The following is a 14,995-nucleotide window of genomic DNA, read 5'->3' as shown; positions in this document are numbered from 1 at the left end:
GAAAATAATAAGTGTTAATACATGAAAAAATTAAGTTTTATTGGCAAGATTGTATTTTTTTGTAATGCTATTGTTGCTCTTTTACTTTTATTCTCTTACACTTTACCTCTTATTCCGCCAAGGACATTTCCCATTCTTTCTGTGTTAAGTTTAGGAGTTCCATTCTTAATCATACTTAATATATTGTTTTTTATGTATTGGTTTTTTAAGCTAAAAAAACAACTCTTTTTGTCGTTTGTAGTTTTACTTATTGGCTATTTTTGTTTTGGGTCTCTGTACAAATTCTCTTCTGGTGAAGACGAAAAAAAGCCAGACAGTTTTTCTGTGATAAATTACAATGTCAGGTTATTCAATCTTTATAAATGGATTGAGGAAGATAATATTGAAGAAAATATTGTTGGTTTGATAAAAACTGAAGCGCCAGATGTTTTGGCTTTACAAGAGTACCATCCACATAAAGATGTAGATCTTTCGTTTTTTAAGTATAAATACGAAAAACTTTCAGGTAACAAAACGAAGTATGGTCAAGCTATTTTTTCCAATTTTCCTATTGTTAATTCAGGTTCTATCGAATTTCCTAATACATCTAACAACGCCATTTTTGCTGATATCGCCAAAGGAAAAGATACAATTAGAATTTATAATGTTCATTTACAATCCATGAGGATTGATGCCAATGCCAATAATTTTAACGAAGAAGAATCTGAAAAGCTTTTAAAACGTGTAGCCAATACGTTCAAAATGCAACAATCTCAAGTAGAATTATTTCAAGAACACAAAAAGCAGTGTAAGTATAAAATGATAGTTTGTGGTGATTTGAATAATACCTCGTTTTCGTATGCCTATAAGCACATCAAAGGAGATTTTGTAGATGCATTTAAAGAATCTGGAAGTGGCTTTGGAAGATCGTATTTGTTTAAATTAATTCCTTTAAGAATAGATTTTATTTTATGTGATAATAGTTTTGAGGTTACAAGCTTTAAAAACTTCAACGAAAAGTATTCAGACCACTATCCAATTAAAGCAACGTTTGCTTTACATGAATAGACAATCCATACTATCTGCTAAAATGTGAATCATCAAACCTAAACCGATTATTCTTGTACTTTTTGGCAATAATAGTAAAACATATAACACAATAGCAAAGTATGAATGTAAAGGGTGAAAATTGATACTACATCTGTTAGCGTCAAAAATTGGGTTGGCAAATAGATGGTCCAAATCGATCAGCATTGTAGAAATCATAATCAAATAAGCCATTTTCCATGTTGATTTAAAAAAAATCAAAGCGACAACCAAGGGAATAATAAAATGAATTCCATAATGAACACCTTGCTGTATCATTAAAAATTTAATTCTTGAGATAATAAATACTGTGATGTATTTGGACCTTCGTTGAAGAGTAAATCCAAGATGCTCAAATTAGAAATAAATCCATGCTTATTAATGAATACTTGAGTATAACTTTCGAATTCAAACGATTGTTCCTTTTTTGCATTCACTAAAATCCTGTAGTCAGCTTTGTCTTTAACTTCTTTTTCAAATTTCACTGTTTTAGATATGTTTAAGTCTAGTTGAATGCAATCACAAATAGTTTCAAAACATTTAAAATTAAAGTCCATAAGATAATTGGCTTTAGTTGTAAACAATGGTTTTAAATCGTCTTCATAAAACTCAAAAAAAGGTGAAGTTCTGTAAGCCGACTCCAGAGACTTCCAATGTAGTTCCTGCCATTTGGAAATATTGGCAATTTTTACATCACGATATTTTTGTCTGTTCTTTTGAGTGTGAATTACTGGAATATTCAAAAGCAACTTTCCGTTGGCTGCATAAATATAAGCTCTGTTTCTATAAGTTTGTTTTTGGTAATTATCATCTATCTCAAAAGTTAATTCATTTGCCTTTAACATACCTACAAAATGCGCTATGTTTGGAAAGTAAGTCAGATGAATAACAATGTTCATTTATCTAATGTCTATTGTTTTTCTTTCTTCCGTTTTCTCCATTTGCTAAATCCAATCCAGCCAAATAATAAAACCAAGAACGGAATAAAATATGACGTTGCTTTTCCAGTACCATGCACAGTTGTAAAGAAACGTTCCCAACGCGGATTTTTAAGTCCATCCCAACTCATCCATATAAAAACTGGTTTACCAACAACGTGGTCAAAAGGAACAAAACCCCAAGCTCTTGCATCAATGGAGTTATGACGATTATCACCCATCATCCAGTAATAATCTTGCTTAAAAGTATATGTAGATGCAACCTCACCATTTATTAAGATTTGATTGCCTTTTATTTGCAATGTGTTGCCCTCATATTCGGTAATAACCCTTTTATAAAGAGGTAGTAGATCTAAATTAATGTTAATAGTTTTTCCTTTTTCAGGAATATATAATGGTCCAAAAAAATCTACATTCCAATTATAATTGGGATTATGAGGAAAAATGTTTGAGTCTCTAACACCTTTTTCTTTTATATTTGGTGTTATGCTAACCACATTGGGGTTATTTTTAAACTTGGCTAATGCTTCATCAGAAATTGCAGAAAAGTAATATGTATTCTGATTATTGATGATGCCAAAGTTATCCGTGATATCATATCTTTCTTTCAAGAATCTCGGATCAAACTGTGTAGACTTCGGCTGAACAAAATAACTGAATTGTAAATGTGCTCTATCTGGCAATTCATTCTTTTCACCATTTATATACACATATCCATCACGCACTTCAAGTGAATCTCCCGGAATACCTACACAACGTTTTACCAGATTTGTTTTCTTATCGATAGGCTTGTAATAATTTCTATTTGGATTGAAATCATTCATGTCCAGTAATGTATCTGCCGGTTGATTAAACACAACGATTTCATTTCGCTCAATCTTTTCGAATCCAGGTAACCTCATATATGGTAACTGTAGTTTATTTTTCCATGAGGTATTTCTTTTTTCAAAATGGTCATTAAAGAGATACGATTTATTTTTCAATATTGGAATAGTATCATGGACCATAGGAGCAGCTACGGTGGTCATTGGAACTCGAGCACCATAATGGAATTTGCTTACAAATAGAAAGTCGCCAACCAATAATGATTTTTCAAGTGATGATGAAGGAATAGTGTAAGGCTGAATAAAATAGGTATGTACAATCGTTGCAGCAACAATAGCAAACAAAATAGAACTTACCCATTCTCCAGAACCTGACTTTGGATGCAGACTTCTATCTTCAATATATTTTACGTCTGCAACATAATTTAAATAGTAATTATAGAATCCAAGAGTAACAACAGCTAAAAACGTATCTAAATAGGTGTTTTTTCCAAAGCTTCTAGCGGTTTCAACCCAAACGACAGGAAACATTATGAGATTAACAATAGGAAGGAAAAGTAAAAGTGTCCACCAAACAGATCTGTTTATAATTTTCATTAAAATTACGGCGTTGTAGATTGGCACAAATGCTTCCCATGTTTTTCTTCCTGCTTTAATGTAAAGTTTCCATGTGCCTAAACCATGGATGAACTGAAGTATTAAGAAGAAAATTCCCCATTGCGATAATGTCATAATTCTATATATTTAATTTTTTTGTAAGTGAAAAAACATTCTTATTTGTTACTCAAAAATTCATGATTAACTAATATTTAACACATCTTTCATACTAAAAACACCAGTTTTATCTAAAATCCACTCTGCTGCTATTACTGCACCGAGCGCAAAGCCATCTCTGCTATAAGCTGTATGTTTAATACTAATACTATCTACGTTACTTTCGTAATTAATAGTGTGCGTTCCAGGCACATTTTCAATTCTTTTGGCTGTAATAGGAATTGAGCCTTCGACATTTTCACTTAAAGACCATTGGTTATATTTAGAATGTTCTTTAATGATATCATTAGCCAAAGAAATGGCTGTACCACTTGGTGCATCTAACTTTTGTGTATGATGAATTTCTTCAATATCAATATTATATTGAGATAAATTACTCATCATTTTTGCAAGTACTTTATTCAATTCAAAAAAGATGTTGACGCCCAAACTATAATTCGATGCATAAATAAAAGCTCCATTTTTTTCTTTACATAAACTAACAGCTTTATCGAAATCTTGCAACCAGCCTGTGGTTCCAGAAATAACAGGAACATTGTTGTTTAAACAATTTGATATATTATTTAATGCCACTGTTGGAACGCTAAAATCTATAGCAACATCAGCCTTGGTGATATTATATACGGTATCTACATCGGCAATAATTACAATATTGTGACCGCGATCTTTAGCAATGCGCTCTATGGTTTTACCCATTTTTCCGTATCCTAGGATGGCTAATTTCATTAAAATTGAAAGTTTAGTGTTAGTCCAACATCACTGCTTTTATAATCAAATTCATTGATTTTATAATGTGGTCTCAAAGATAAGTTGTCATCAACATTATATTGCAATAAATGAGCATCAACATTGGCATCAATAATATTTAAGGCATAAATACCAATGGTAACAAGAATAGATATTTCTCTGTTTTTATTGAGTTGTTTTTGAGCATTACGCAGACCATCATCAGTTACGCGACCATAAAATTCATCATCCTTAAAGCCAGCTAATCTCCTTTTGTAGGCATCTCTATACCTGTGATATTCATTATTGTTATCTATATAAAAATAAATACTAGTTCCAAGAGCTGCATATATTATAGGTATTTTCCAATATTTTTTGTTATAGGCTTGTCCAAGACCAGGAAGTACGGCAGAATAGAATGCTGCTGTTGATGGGCTTAAAGGATCAAAAGGCTTACTCTCTACGGAAGCCGCTTCAACTGTGATTTCTTCAGTTTTAAGAGTGTATTTACGATCTTTTTCTTTTTCATCCTTATCTTCTTGAGAAAAAGTCGAAAAGGAAAAAAATAAAGTGCATAAAGTTGCTATTACAAATTTACTTTGCACGTTCTACCAGTTTTTTTATACGAATAAAATCTTCTTTTGAATGAAACGGAATCGTAATTTTCCCTTTTCCGTTATTAGAAACTTTAACGTCTATTTTATGTCCAAAGTATTCTGAAAACTCTTTTATACCATTTTTAATAAAATTCGGGAGTTCTTCTTGAGGATTTGGATTATTGGTATTCTCTTTTTTTAAATTGTAATTACGGACCAGATTTTCGGTTTCTCGAACCGACAGTTTTTTTGTGATGACCTTCTCGTAAATATCAAGTTGGGTGTTTTGGTCTTCTACAGAAATGATAGCACGACCATGACCCATTGAGATGAAACCATCTCGCATGCCAGTCTGAATAATAGGATCTAATTTTAAAAGGCGTAAATAATTGGCTATAGTTGAACGCTTTTTACCAACACGTACGCTCATGTCTTCTTGAGTGAGGTTTATATCATCAATTAAACGTTGATAAGACAATGCAATTTCAATTGGGTCTAGATCTTGTCTTTGAATGTTCTCTACCAAGGCCATTTCAAGAGATTCCTGATCGTTGGCAATCCTGATATAAGAAGGAATGGTTTCCAGACCAATTAATTTAGAAGCTCTATAACGACGTTCACCAGAAACCAATTGGTATTTATTGAAACCTAATTTTCTTACGGTAATTGGTTGTACAACACCAAGTTCTTTGATCGATGAGGCCAATTCGCGCAGTGACTCTTCATTAAAGTTGGTTCTTGGCTGAAACGGATTGACCTCAATGGTATTTATGTCTAATTCTACAATACTACCAATAACCTTGTCTGCATTTTTATCCTGAACAGAAGAAATATCATTACTTGGGTCTTTTAAAAGAGCCGACAATCCTCTGCCTAATGCTTGTTTCCTAGTTGCTTTCGCCATAATTAGGAATTTTTATTAATCATTTCTTTTGCCAAACTTAAGTAATTACTAGCACCTTTACTACTAGCATCATAATTTATTATACTTTCTCCATAACTTGGTGCTTCACTCAAACGTACATTGCGCTGAATAATGGTTTTAAATACCATATCATTGAAGTGTTTTTGGACTTCTTCTACCACTTGATTTGATAAGCGTAAACGAGAATCGTACATGGTAAGTAATAAGCCTTCAATATCTAAAGACGGATTATGAATTTTCTGAACACTCTTTATGGTATTCAATAATTTACCGAGGCCTTCAAGAGCAAAATACTCACATTGAATAGGAATAATTACTGCATCTGCTGCTGTCAAGGCATTAAGTGTTAATAAGCCTAAAGAAGGAGCACAATCTATTAATATAAAATCGTAATTATCTTTTATTTCTAACAATGCTTTTTTAAGCATGTATTCACGTTCTTCTTTGTCTATTAATTCTATCTCTATAGCAACTAAATCGATATGAGCTGGAATCATATCCAAATTAGGAGTTTCGGTTTTAACAATAGCCTCCTTTGCTGTATTTGTGTGCTCTAAAAGCTGGTAGGTTCCAATATTGACAGACTCAACATCTATCCCTAATCCAGAAGTTGCATTGGCCTGCGGATCACAATCTATAAGCAATACTTTTTTCTCGAGGACACCAAGCGAAGCTGCTAAATTCACAGACGTTGTTGTCTTTCCTACACCGCCTTTTTGATTAGCAATGGCTATGATTTTTCCCATGAAGTGATTTGGTTTTTTGTATGCGTAAAAATACAATTATTTACGAGTATAGAAAATGGAAGTTGTTAACAGATAGTGAATAAAAATCTTTTAGAGAAGTGTAGAAAAAATAAACAAAGAAATTGTCAGGAAGTGACTTATGTCATATTTCTTATGTGAGTTTTACAGTAATTTTACCTTTTTAAAAACTAATTATAAATATCATGCAAGATTTAAAAATTAACAAGACTATGAATTTAGAGAAGTACGGATTAAAAAATATTGTAGCACATTGGAACCTTTCTCCAGAAGAATTACAGAAAATTACCGTTGAAAAAGGAATGGGAGTTGAAACATCAAACGGAACTTTGGCCATAAATACAGGAAAATTTACAGGTAGATCACCACAAGATAGGTTTTTGGTAAAAGATGAATATACTAAAGATAAAGTATGGTGGGGAAAAGTTAATAAACCATTTGACCCAGAAAACTTTGATGTATTGCAAAACGAAATTGTAAACTATCTTTCAGGTAAGGAAATTTATGTGAGAGATGGCTATGTGTGTGCAGATCCAAAATATAGAACTAATATTAGAACTATTACAGAGTATCCTTGGTCTAATTTGTTTATATACAATATGTTTTTGCGACCAGAACTTTCAGAATTAGAGAATTTTGAAGAAGATTGGTTGGTTTTATGTGCTCCAGGATATGAGGCAAACCCTGAAATTCATGGAACACGTCAAGGTAATTTTTCAATCATCAACTTTACTAAAAAAGTTGCACTTGTTGGTGGTTCTGCTTATACAGGTGAAATGAAAAAAGGTATTTTTTCTGCACTGAATATGATTTTACCAACAGATAAAAATGTACTACCAATGCATTGTTCCGCCAATGTTGGAGAAGATGGAGATACTGCAATTTTCTTTGGTTTATCTGGCACCGGAAAAACCACATTATCGGCAGATCCTAATCGAAAATTGATAGGAGATGATGAACATGGCTGGACAGCAGAAAATAGTATTTTTAATTTTGAAGGTGGTTGTTATGCTAAAGTAATTGATCTTACTGAAGAAAAAGAACCTGATATTTTTAGAGCAATTAAACCTGGAGCCTTATTAGAAAATGTGATACTGAATGCTAATGGAGAAGTAGATTTTATGGACAGCTCAATTACTCAAAATACGCGAGTAAGTTATCCTATTTATCATATTGATAATATACAGGAGCCATCTTATGCAGGTAACCCTAAAAACATTTTCTTTTTAACCTGTGATGCCTTTGGAGTGTTGCCACCTGTTTCTAAACTATCTCCTGGGCAAGCGGCTTACCATTTTATTTCAGGTTATACTGCAAAGGTGGCAGGTACAGAAGCTGGTATAACAGAGCCAGTGCCTTCTTTTAGTGCTTGTTTTGGAGCTCCATTTATGCCTTTACATCCAACAGTGTATGCCGAGATGTTAAGTAAAAAAATGCAAGAGGCAAATGTAAATGTATGGCTTATAAACACCGGATGGAGTGGTGGTGCTTATGGAGTAGGTTCACGTATTAAACTTAAATATACTAGAGCGATGATTACTGCCATTTTAAATGGTGATTTAGACAATGTAGAGTATGAAATGCACCCAATATTTGGGTTGGATATGCCAAAAGAATGCCCTGAAGTACCCAATGGAATATTAAACCCGATAAATACTTGGGATAATGTAAGCACCTATATTAGTAAGTCTATACAATTGGCGCATTCATTTCATTTAAACTTTGAAAAATTTGCGAATGAAGCGAGTGAAGATATCTTAAACGGAGGTCCTTTGATTGATGAACATCATCATTTAGATCATGTTTAATTGATAATTAGTTTTAAAAATGAAAAACGGTGAATTAAAAATTCACCGTTTTTTTTAATTTATCTTTAATTCTTGATCAATTCGTTGTAAAACCTTATCGCACTTGCTTATTAATTCCATATAAATACCATTACTTGCTTTTTGGTTAAATGCTGTAGCTGAAATGGCTCTTACCAACATTTTAAAATTTGGGTCTTCTTTATTGTTTAAAAAGGCATAATCATACTCATTAAGCATTTCTGAAGTCGTGAAAATATCAATAACGCCACTACCAAACTTAATTAAATCTGTTTGGGTAGATTCAGCAGTAGCCATACTGATCATCCAATTTCCTATTGCTAATAACAATGCTCCTTTTTGATCATAGTCACTATAGAGATCTATGATGCTCTCTTTTAATTCCAAGTTATAAATCAATCCCAAAGTACCAGAGCTTACCATTCCCCTATAGGTATTGTCATTTGGAGTAAAAACCTGATCCAATGCTTTGTCATATACCTCACTTATGTATTTAACTTGCTCAATATCATCAACGCCATTGTATAATGTTACTAGAGCCTTTTTAATGTCTTCTCGAAGCGCATTATTTTGTGTAATGATATTTCTAAAGGCAGTAGTATCTTGTACCAAATCGTGATGAATTCTTAACAAATAATCATTTCCTAATCTACGGTCTTTATTTTCTTGGTTCCAATTGTTTACACTTAAAGCGATTAAAATACCAATCACTACAAGTATAATTTCACCAACAGCATAAAAGAGATATTTACTGAACTTGTTTTCTGTCAACATTTTTTGGCGGATGCGTCTAAAAAATTTTATCATGTATTAAAAAGTTTATTTCTTAATGCTTTGACCAAATGTAAGTAAATTATTATCTGGATCGAGCAATGAAAATTCTTTTTGTCCCCAAGGTTTTTGAGTTAATAGTCCGTTAGGGTGGATACTTACTTTTCTTTCCAGTATGTATTTATAAAGATTGTCAATGTCGTCTGTTCTAATGTAGACTTGACCATAATTTTCTTTTGGGTCAAGGTCTTTAAACAAAAAAAAGTGAATTTCAATTTGGTCCTTTTTTATCATTAAGTACTCTTCATAGTCTTTACTTCCCAATTGAATAAAACCCAATTTATTAATATAGTAGTCTTTTGTTTCATCTTTGTTCCGCATTGGTAATTTTGGATTTATTTCAGTCATCATATTTACAGGGTTTTTAAGTTTATTTACCTATTATATTTTCTTCCATTCCGGTTTATGTATTCTAAAGATATTCACTTTATTTCCATTATATTCTGTGACCTTGTCTATGGTCATTCCGTTTTTTAAAGCCACATTTTCAGATGGCTTATTGACTAAACTAATAATTGAAATCAATGAATCAGAAAAGTTGTTTTCGAATGCATAATCACGACATTTTTTAGCTGCTTCGGTTGCATAACCTTTATTCCAAAATTCAGGCAAAAGAGAGTAAGCTACTTCCAATTCTGATACATTGTCAACATTTTGGACTAATAAACCAGCATGCCCAATGATTTTCCCCGTTTGTTTTTCTATTAAGGCGTTCATACCACCCAAATTATTTTCATAACGATGGAATTGTTTTTCATACCATTTTTTGCATTCAATTTCTGGAGATTCAACTTCCGAAATCCAGTATTGTGACGTGATTGGGTTTTTATGAAACTCCAACCAAACATCAAAATCCATCAAGTTTACTTTTCTAAACAATATGCGTTTGGTTTCTTGTCCGTCAAGCAGATATTTCATAATCTTCTAACCTTTTAATTCTAATTTTTTATAAAAACCATCGCAGTTTGGTCTCTCTTTTTTATATTGGCTAAGGTTGCTATGATATATGTCGGCTTTTGGGTTCATTTATTGTTTTAACGCGTTTGTGTATGATTTCGGTGCGTGTTTGAGCAACTAATTTAACAAATAGAAACCGAATAGAAAATCCGTTAGGATTTTCAAAAGTTTGCGATAACGAGCAATTAATTATAGCCGTTGTTGTGCTTTCGTTATTTTTGTTTAATGAGAATTTCAAATAAATTTATTGTTCATTTTTTTGAGTATTTAATTCAGAAAGTAATTTTTCAGTTTCAGATTTAAGTGTTTTGTAAGATTCCAAATGCAATTTTGCAATGTGTGTTCTTTGTTCTAATATATTGAATATAACTAAAGTATTTTCACGTTTTGATACTATTTCACTAGATATTTCACGAACTTTTTTCAATGATTTTTCATCAAAAATAGTGTTGTTCAGTTTATTAAAATCAGCATCATCTGAATCCCAAACAAATAATATTTGTTTTAAAATATTTGTTTGATAAATTGCATCTACGATATGAATATTATTATTTCCAATAACCATTGACACTCTTTCTAAATCATTATAATATTGGATGATTTTTCTTTTAGTTGACTTATCCTGCAAAATTCCAATAGTACCCGTTGATATTAATTCTTGGAATGTCGTTCTGATAGGATTGAAAGTTTTCCTTTCCATTAATGAGTTTAGTTTTGCATAAATACTATCACTACCTATGAATGTTTGATTTGATGAATAGAAGCTCAAAATATCTTTACCATGATGATAATACCTTGATTCAATTTCTATATAGTTTTCTAATACTTTTGATTGTTCTTTAAGGTCTACAATTAGCTCTGCAAGAATCAGTTTTTCTTTATGACGTTCAATTCTATTTTGATTCCAATTATTAATACTTAATGCAATCAAAATTCCTATCACAACAAGTACAATTTCTCCAATAGCATATTTTACATACTTTCCAGTTTTATTTTTCTCCATAAGGTCGTAGCGGATTTTTCTAAAGAATTTAATCATTGGTTTATTGGTTAGCAATAATGAAGCACAACGGTCTTGACTATGGTTTCGTTGTGTAATGGTTCGGCAGAACTATTCCGCCGTAAACCAAAGTTAGCAAATACGCAGGAATTTCGGACAGGGAATTCGCCGCATTGAACTTTAGCCGTTGTTGTGCATAGGCATAACCTATTTTCTAATAATAAAAACTTCAGCTACCAATAAATTAGGCACCCAACATAGCCAGGCTATTATTTTGTAGGCTGGTATAAAATCCATTCCTAAAACTCCTAAAAAAAGAGGCATATAAATCCGTAAAGTTACTGCAGCAAAACACAGGGCATAACTGCGTACCATCCATTGTTGATGTCTTGCTATATCCTTATTCTTAATTGATGAATAAGCTTTAACTGTCGTAAATAGCCAGAGTACTGCAAGTGCAGCAAAACCAGTTGAAGCGATAAAGCCACCTTCCGCAAAAAATGCAATACATAAACCAGCTGTTCCACTGAGCAGTACTGAAATAATATATACTTTTCCTAGAACTTTGTGAATACCAAGATATTTTCTCCTCAATATTTTAAAGAATTGAGAAAATCCACTCAAAAGTGCTAATCCTCCTAAAAAAATATGTGTATAGAATGCAATAATGTAGGGTAAGCTATCTAATAGAGTGGATGATTTGTTACCCAATAAACTATCATTATAACTTAACCCAATAAACCGTAAAGGATATAGACCAATAAATATGGCAAATAGAGCCATAAAAAAATAACCTGCAGAGAGGTGTACTTGTTTAAGATTCATTTTTTCATCAATTTGTAATTAAAAGATGACAGATTTGTTTTATTGTTACAGTTTTTTGCTTACGCACAACGAGTGTGTATGTTTACCGTAGGTGTATATACCTCTATTATAAATACACCATTTCTAAACAATTAATATTTCTAAAATGGAAATCGCTGCATCACTAATTTTGGTGCCTGGTCCAAAAACTGCCATAGCACCAGCATCAAACAAAAATTGGTAATCTTGTTTGGGTATAACGCCACCAACAATCACCATAATATCGTCACGGCCATAGTTTTTGAGTTCTTCAATCACTTGTGGTACTAGCGTTTTATGCCCAGCAGCCAGAGATGATACACCCAAAATATGTACATCGTTCTCAACAGCTTGTTTGGCTGCTTCTTGTGGTGTTTGAAACAATGGTCCAATATCAACATCAAAACCTAAATCTGCATAAGCTGTAGCTACCACTTTGGCACCGCGATCATGACCATCTTGTCCCATTTTGGCAATCATAATACGAGGTCTTCTGCCGTCTTGTTTGGCAAAAATATCGGCAAGTTCTCTTGCTTTTTTAAATGAACTATCGTCTTTTACTTCTTTACTATACACACCAGAAAAAGATTTTATTTGTGCTTTAAACCGTCCAAAAACAGCTTCTAGAGCATCACTAATTTCACCAAGTGTTGCGCGCTCTCGAGCCGCATCAATAGCTAAAGCTAATAAATTTCCGTTTCCTGTACGAGCAACTTCGGTTAATTTTGATAAAGCTTTATTTACTTTTTCTGTATTTCTCTTTAATTTAATAGCGTTCAAGCGTTCTATTTGTTGGTTTCTAACCGTTTGGTTATCTACCTCAAGTGTTGTGATTGGATCTTCTTCTTCCAATCTGTATTTGTTAACACCAACAATAATATCTCGTCCAGAATCTATGCGTGCTTGTTTTCGTGCAGCGGCTTCTTCAATACGTATTTTTGGAATGCCTGCTTCAATAGCTTTGGTCATGCCACCAAGATCTTCAACTTCTTCAATGAGTTGCCACGCTTTTTGAGCAATATCATGAGTTAATTTTTCAACATAATAGCTTCCAGCCCAAGGGTCAACGGTTTTGGTGATTTTGGTTTCTTCCTGAAGAAAAATTTGCGTATTTCTTGCAATTCGTGCTGAAAAATCTGTTGGTAAAGCTATAGCCTCATCCAAAGCGTTGGTATGAAGTGATTGCGTGCCACCAAAGGCAGCTGCGGCAGCTTCGATGGTTGTTCGGGCAACGTTATTGAAAGGGTCTTGTTCGGTTAAGCTCCATCCAGAAGTTTGACAATGCGTGCGCAATGCCAGAGACTTTTCATTTTTTGGATTGAATTGTTTTACCAATTTTGCCCAGAGCATGCGTGCTGCGCGCATTTTGGCAATTTCCATAAAATGGTTCATACCAATCGCCCAAAAGAAAGATAGGCGAGGCGCAAAAGTGTCAATATCCATTCCTGCGGCGAGACCTTTTCTTATATATTCCAAGCCATCAGCAAGCGTATAAGCCAGTTCGATATCGCAAGTTGCTCCAGCTTCTTGCATGTGGTAACCAGAAATACTTATACTATTGAATTTTGGCATGTTTTGACTCGAGAATTCAAAAATATCTGAAACGATTTTCATGGATTGTATTGGTGGATAGATGTAGGTGTTGCGTACCATAAACTCCTTTAGAATATCATTCTGTATTGTACCAGCCAATTGTTCTGGTTTTACGCCTTGCTCTTCTGCTGCGACAATATAGAATGCCATGATAGGTAATACAGCGCCATTCATGGTCATTGAAACCGACATTTTGTCTAAAGGGATTTGGTCAAAGAGTATTTTCATATCTTCAACCGAATCTATGGCAACTCCTGCTTTTCCAACATCGCCAACAACACGTTCGTGATCAGAATCATAACCACGATGCGTAGCCAAATCGAACGCAACAGACAAACCTTTTTGTCCTGCTTCGAGATTCCGCCTGTAAAAGGCATTACTATCTTCTGCAGTGCTAAAACCTGCATATTGTCTTATAGTCCAAGGACGACGTACATACATGGTGCTATAAGGACCGCGAAGAAACGGTGAAATCCCAGCTGCAAAGTCTAAATGTTCAACACCTTTTAGATCGTCTTTAGTGTAGATTGATTTTACTGAAATGCCTTCGGCCGTTTCAAATGTTGAAGAACCTTCAATATTTAAATTGCCATCTTCAGACTTTAAGGTGATATGTTGCAGATTTTTTCGTTTCAAGCCTAATTATTTGAATTGTTTTGAGTATTGGGTTGAGTAGCTGCTGGCCTTTTGTTAAAATCTATATTTGATGCTTCTGGTTTGTCAAAATGTATTGTACTTAAATCTACATCAAAAAGTTTTGAATAATAATATTGTAGTGCAACAAAAGTGGCTAAATATTTATCGTTGATTAGTTGAACAGAACTACTTTTTATAGGTTCTCCAATTAGCTTTGGTGTAAGAGAATTAGTTTGTTGCAGCGCATTGAAAGTAGATTTTAAACGTTCATTCCTTATATTGTCTGCAATGCAATTAACCAATTGGCTATTATAGTTTAAATTGCTTTTACCATTATTAAGGCTCCAAAGGTCCTTATCTTGCTTTAAGACTTCAAAAACTTTTACAGTATGTTCTGATATAACATCTTCTATTCTTAATCTATTGATAATTGATTCTGTAATTAGCCTTGTATAGGCTCTTGATGTATTTCTGTTTTGAGCATCATAATGATTGACAATATCATCCTCAAAAGAATACAATGCTTCTCTTAAGAGTTTTGTATCCATATCACCACAAGTCATGGCATCTGGTTTATCTGCATATTTGAAGTCTGTAAACTCTACCTTATTTTCTGTTTTACAACTTGCTAAACTCATGGCCATTGTGATTAGTAAAAGTTTAAAAAATTGTGTTTTCATTTTTAATTAAGTTTTAA

Annotated in this window: 16 protein-coding genes; 2 read left to right on the top strand and 14 right to left on the bottom strand. The window is 33.0% G+C overall.

Translation table 11 applies throughout. From position 1 onward, the window contains the following. Window positions 1-21 precede the first annotated feature (21 nt). Entirely contained in the window at window positions 22-1,047 is a 1,026-nt protein-coding gene (locus tag AAFP94_RS10350) for an endonuclease/exonuclease/phosphatase family protein (RefSeq protein WP_316662636.1), read from the top strand. Here AAFP94_RS10350 and AAFP94_RS10345 read toward each other — a convergent pair. The 7 genes from AAFP94_RS10345 to AAFP94_RS10315 all read right to left on the bottom strand — a co-directional run bounded on the left by AAFP94_RS10345 (window position 1,036) and on the right by AAFP94_RS10315 (window position 6,594). Then, entirely contained in the window at window positions 1,036-1,344 is a 309-nt protein-coding gene (locus tag AAFP94_RS10345; RefSeq protein WP_316662635.1) for a DUF6122 family protein, read from the bottom strand. The two genes, AAFP94_RS10350 and AAFP94_RS10345, sit on opposite strands and share 12 nt — an antisense overlap. Continuing rightward, window positions 1,344-1,964 (bottom strand): WbqC family protein, encoded by a 621-nt coding sequence (locus AAFP94_RS10340; RefSeq protein ID WP_316662634.1) that lies wholly within the window; start codon window positions 1,962-1,964, stop codon window positions 1,344-1,346. Before AAFP94_RS10340 ends, AAFP94_RS10345 begins: the two co-directional genes overlap by 1 nt. 11 nt (window positions 1,965-1,975) lie before the next feature. Then, window positions 1,976-3,559, bottom strand: coding sequence for a signal peptidase I (lepB, locus tag AAFP94_RS10335; RefSeq protein WP_316662633.1), 1,584 nt, complete (start codon window positions 3,557-3,559; stop codon window positions 1,976-1,978). 66 nt (window positions 3,560-3,625) lie between these two features. Beyond that, the gene (dapB, locus tag AAFP94_RS10330; RefSeq protein ID WP_316662632.1) at window positions 3,626-4,327 is read right to left on the bottom strand and encodes a 4-hydroxy-tetrahydrodipicolinate reductase; all 702 of its coding nucleotides are present in this window, start codon (window positions 4,325-4,327) and stop codon (window positions 3,626-3,628) included. Further along, on the bottom strand, window positions 4,327-4,932 hold the full coding sequence (locus tag AAFP94_RS10325) for a DUF5683 domain-containing protein (RefSeq protein WP_316662631.1): 606 nt from the start codon (window positions 4,930-4,932) through the stop codon (window positions 4,327-4,329). The genes dapB and AAFP94_RS10325 overlap by 1 nt, the downstream gene beginning before the upstream one ends. Next, the gene (locus AAFP94_RS10320) at window positions 4,922-5,827 is read right to left on the bottom strand and encodes a ParB/RepB/Spo0J family partition protein (RefSeq protein ID WP_316662630.1); all 906 of its coding nucleotides are present in this window, start codon (window positions 5,825-5,827) and stop codon (window positions 4,922-4,924) included. The genes AAFP94_RS10325 and AAFP94_RS10320 overlap by 11 nt, the downstream gene beginning before the upstream one ends. 2 nt (window positions 5,828-5,829) lie before the next feature. Beyond that, a complete protein-coding gene (locus AAFP94_RS10315) occupies window positions 5,830-6,594 on the bottom strand; it encodes a ParA family protein (RefSeq protein WP_316662629.1) in 765 nt (254 codons plus the stop codon). A gap of 203 nt (window positions 6,595-6,797) precedes the next feature. On the opposite strand from AAFP94_RS10315, the gene pckA reads away from it, so the two are divergent. After that, entirely contained in the window at window positions 6,798-8,420 is a 1,623-nt protein-coding gene (gene pckA, locus AAFP94_RS10310; RefSeq protein ID WP_316662628.1) for a phosphoenolpyruvate carboxykinase (ATP), read from the top strand. 54 nt (window positions 8,421-8,474) lie between these two features. Here the strand turns inward: pckA and AAFP94_RS10305 are convergent, their stop codons facing one another. The 7 genes from AAFP94_RS10305 to AAFP94_RS10275 form a co-directional block, all read right to left on the bottom strand. Then, entirely contained in the window at window positions 8,475-9,245 is a 771-nt protein-coding gene (locus AAFP94_RS10305; RefSeq protein WP_316662627.1) for a DUF6090 family protein, read from the bottom strand. Window positions 9,246-9,257: 12 nt separating this feature from the next. Next, window positions 9,258-9,620: a bleomycin resistance protein gene (locus AAFP94_RS10300; protein WP_316662626.1), complete on the bottom strand. Its 363-nt coding sequence runs from the start codon at window positions 9,618-9,620 to the stop codon at window positions 9,258-9,260. Between the two features lie 30 nt (window positions 9,621-9,650). Further along, entirely contained in the window at window positions 9,651-10,187 is a 537-nt protein-coding gene (locus tag AAFP94_RS10295) for a GNAT family N-acetyltransferase (protein ID WP_316662625.1), read from the bottom strand. Window positions 10,188-10,470: 283 nt separating this feature from the next. Further along, the gene (locus tag AAFP94_RS10290) at window positions 10,471-11,265 is read right to left on the bottom strand and encodes a DUF6090 family protein (RefSeq protein WP_409628518.1); all 795 of its coding nucleotides are present in this window, start codon (window positions 11,263-11,265) and stop codon (window positions 10,471-10,473) included. Between the two features lie 168 nt (window positions 11,266-11,433). Next, on the bottom strand, window positions 11,434-12,051 hold the full coding sequence (locus AAFP94_RS10285; protein WP_409628516.1) for a DUF2306 domain-containing protein: 618 nt from the start codon (window positions 12,049-12,051) through the stop codon (window positions 11,434-11,436). A 123-nt stretch (window positions 12,052-12,174) separates the two neighbouring features. Further along, window positions 12,175-14,298, bottom strand: coding sequence for a methylmalonyl-CoA mutase (gene scpA, locus AAFP94_RS10280; RefSeq protein ID WP_316662621.1), 2,124 nt, complete (start codon window positions 14,296-14,298; stop codon window positions 12,175-12,177). A 2-nt stretch (window positions 14,299-14,300) separates the two neighbouring features. Continuing rightward, window positions 14,301-14,978: a hypothetical protein gene (locus tag AAFP94_RS10275; RefSeq protein WP_316662620.1), complete on the bottom strand. Its 678-nt coding sequence runs from the start codon at window positions 14,976-14,978 to the stop codon at window positions 14,301-14,303. Between the last annotated feature and the right edge of the window lie 17 nt (window positions 14,979-14,995).

The sequence above is a fragment of the Gilvirhabdus luticola genome (assembly GCF_040117515.1).
GTDB lineage: Bacteria > Bacteroidota > Bacteroidia > Flavobacteriales > Flavobacteriaceae > Gilvirhabdus > Gilvirhabdus luticola.
Note: the sequence above shows the minus strand (reverse complement) of the source record. Positions and strands in the feature narration are given on the sequence as shown.

Coding starts and splice junctions, on each gene's coding strand:
- dapB (WP_316662632.1), bottom strand. CDS start 4,327: ATGAAATTAGCCATCCTAGGATACGGAAAAATGGGTAAAACCATAGAG.
- AAFP94_RS10305 (WP_316662627.1), bottom strand. CDS start 9,245: ATGATAAAATTTTTTAGACGCATCCGCCAAAAAATGTTGACAGAAAAC.
- lepB (WP_316662633.1), bottom strand. CDS start 3,559: ATGACATTATCGCAATGGGGAATTTTCTTCTTAATACTTCAGTTCATC.
- AAFP94_RS10345 (WP_316662635.1), bottom strand. CDS start 1,344: ATGATACAGCAAGGTGTTCATTATGGAATTCATTTTATTATTCCCTTG.
- AAFP94_RS10320 (WP_316662630.1), bottom strand. CDS start 5,827: ATGGCGAAAGCAACTAGGAAACAAGCATTAGGCAGAGGATTGTCGGCT.
- AAFP94_RS10285 (WP_409628516.1), bottom strand. CDS start 12,051: ATGAATCTTAAACAAGTACACCTCTCTGCAGGTTATTTTTTTATGGCT.
- AAFP94_RS10300 (WP_316662626.1), bottom strand. CDS start 9,620: ATGATGACTGAAATAAATCCAAAATTACCAATGCGGAACAAAGATGAA.
- AAFP94_RS10295 (WP_316662625.1), bottom strand. CDS start 10,187: ATGAAATATCTGCTTGACGGACAAGAAACCAAACGCATATTGTTTAGA.
- AAFP94_RS10290 (WP_409628518.1), bottom strand. CDS start 11,265: ATGATTAAATTCTTTAGAAAAATCCGCTACGACCTTATGGAGAAAAAT.
- pckA (WP_316662628.1), top strand. CDS start 6,798: ATGCAAGATTTAAAAATTAACAAGACTATGAATTTAGAGAAGTACGGA.
- AAFP94_RS10315 (WP_316662629.1), bottom strand. CDS start 6,594: ATGGGAAAAATCATAGCCATTGCTAATCAAAAAGGCGGTGTAGGAAAG.
- AAFP94_RS10350 (WP_316662636.1), top strand. CDS start 22: ATGAAAAAATTAAGTTTTATTGGCAAGATTGTATTTTTTTGTAATGCT.
- AAFP94_RS10275 (WP_316662620.1), bottom strand. CDS start 14,978: ATGAAAACACAATTTTTTAAACTTTTACTAATCACAATGGCCATGAGT.
- AAFP94_RS10340 (WP_316662634.1), bottom strand. CDS start 1,964: ATGAACATTGTTATTCATCTGACTTACTTTCCAAACATAGCGCATTTT.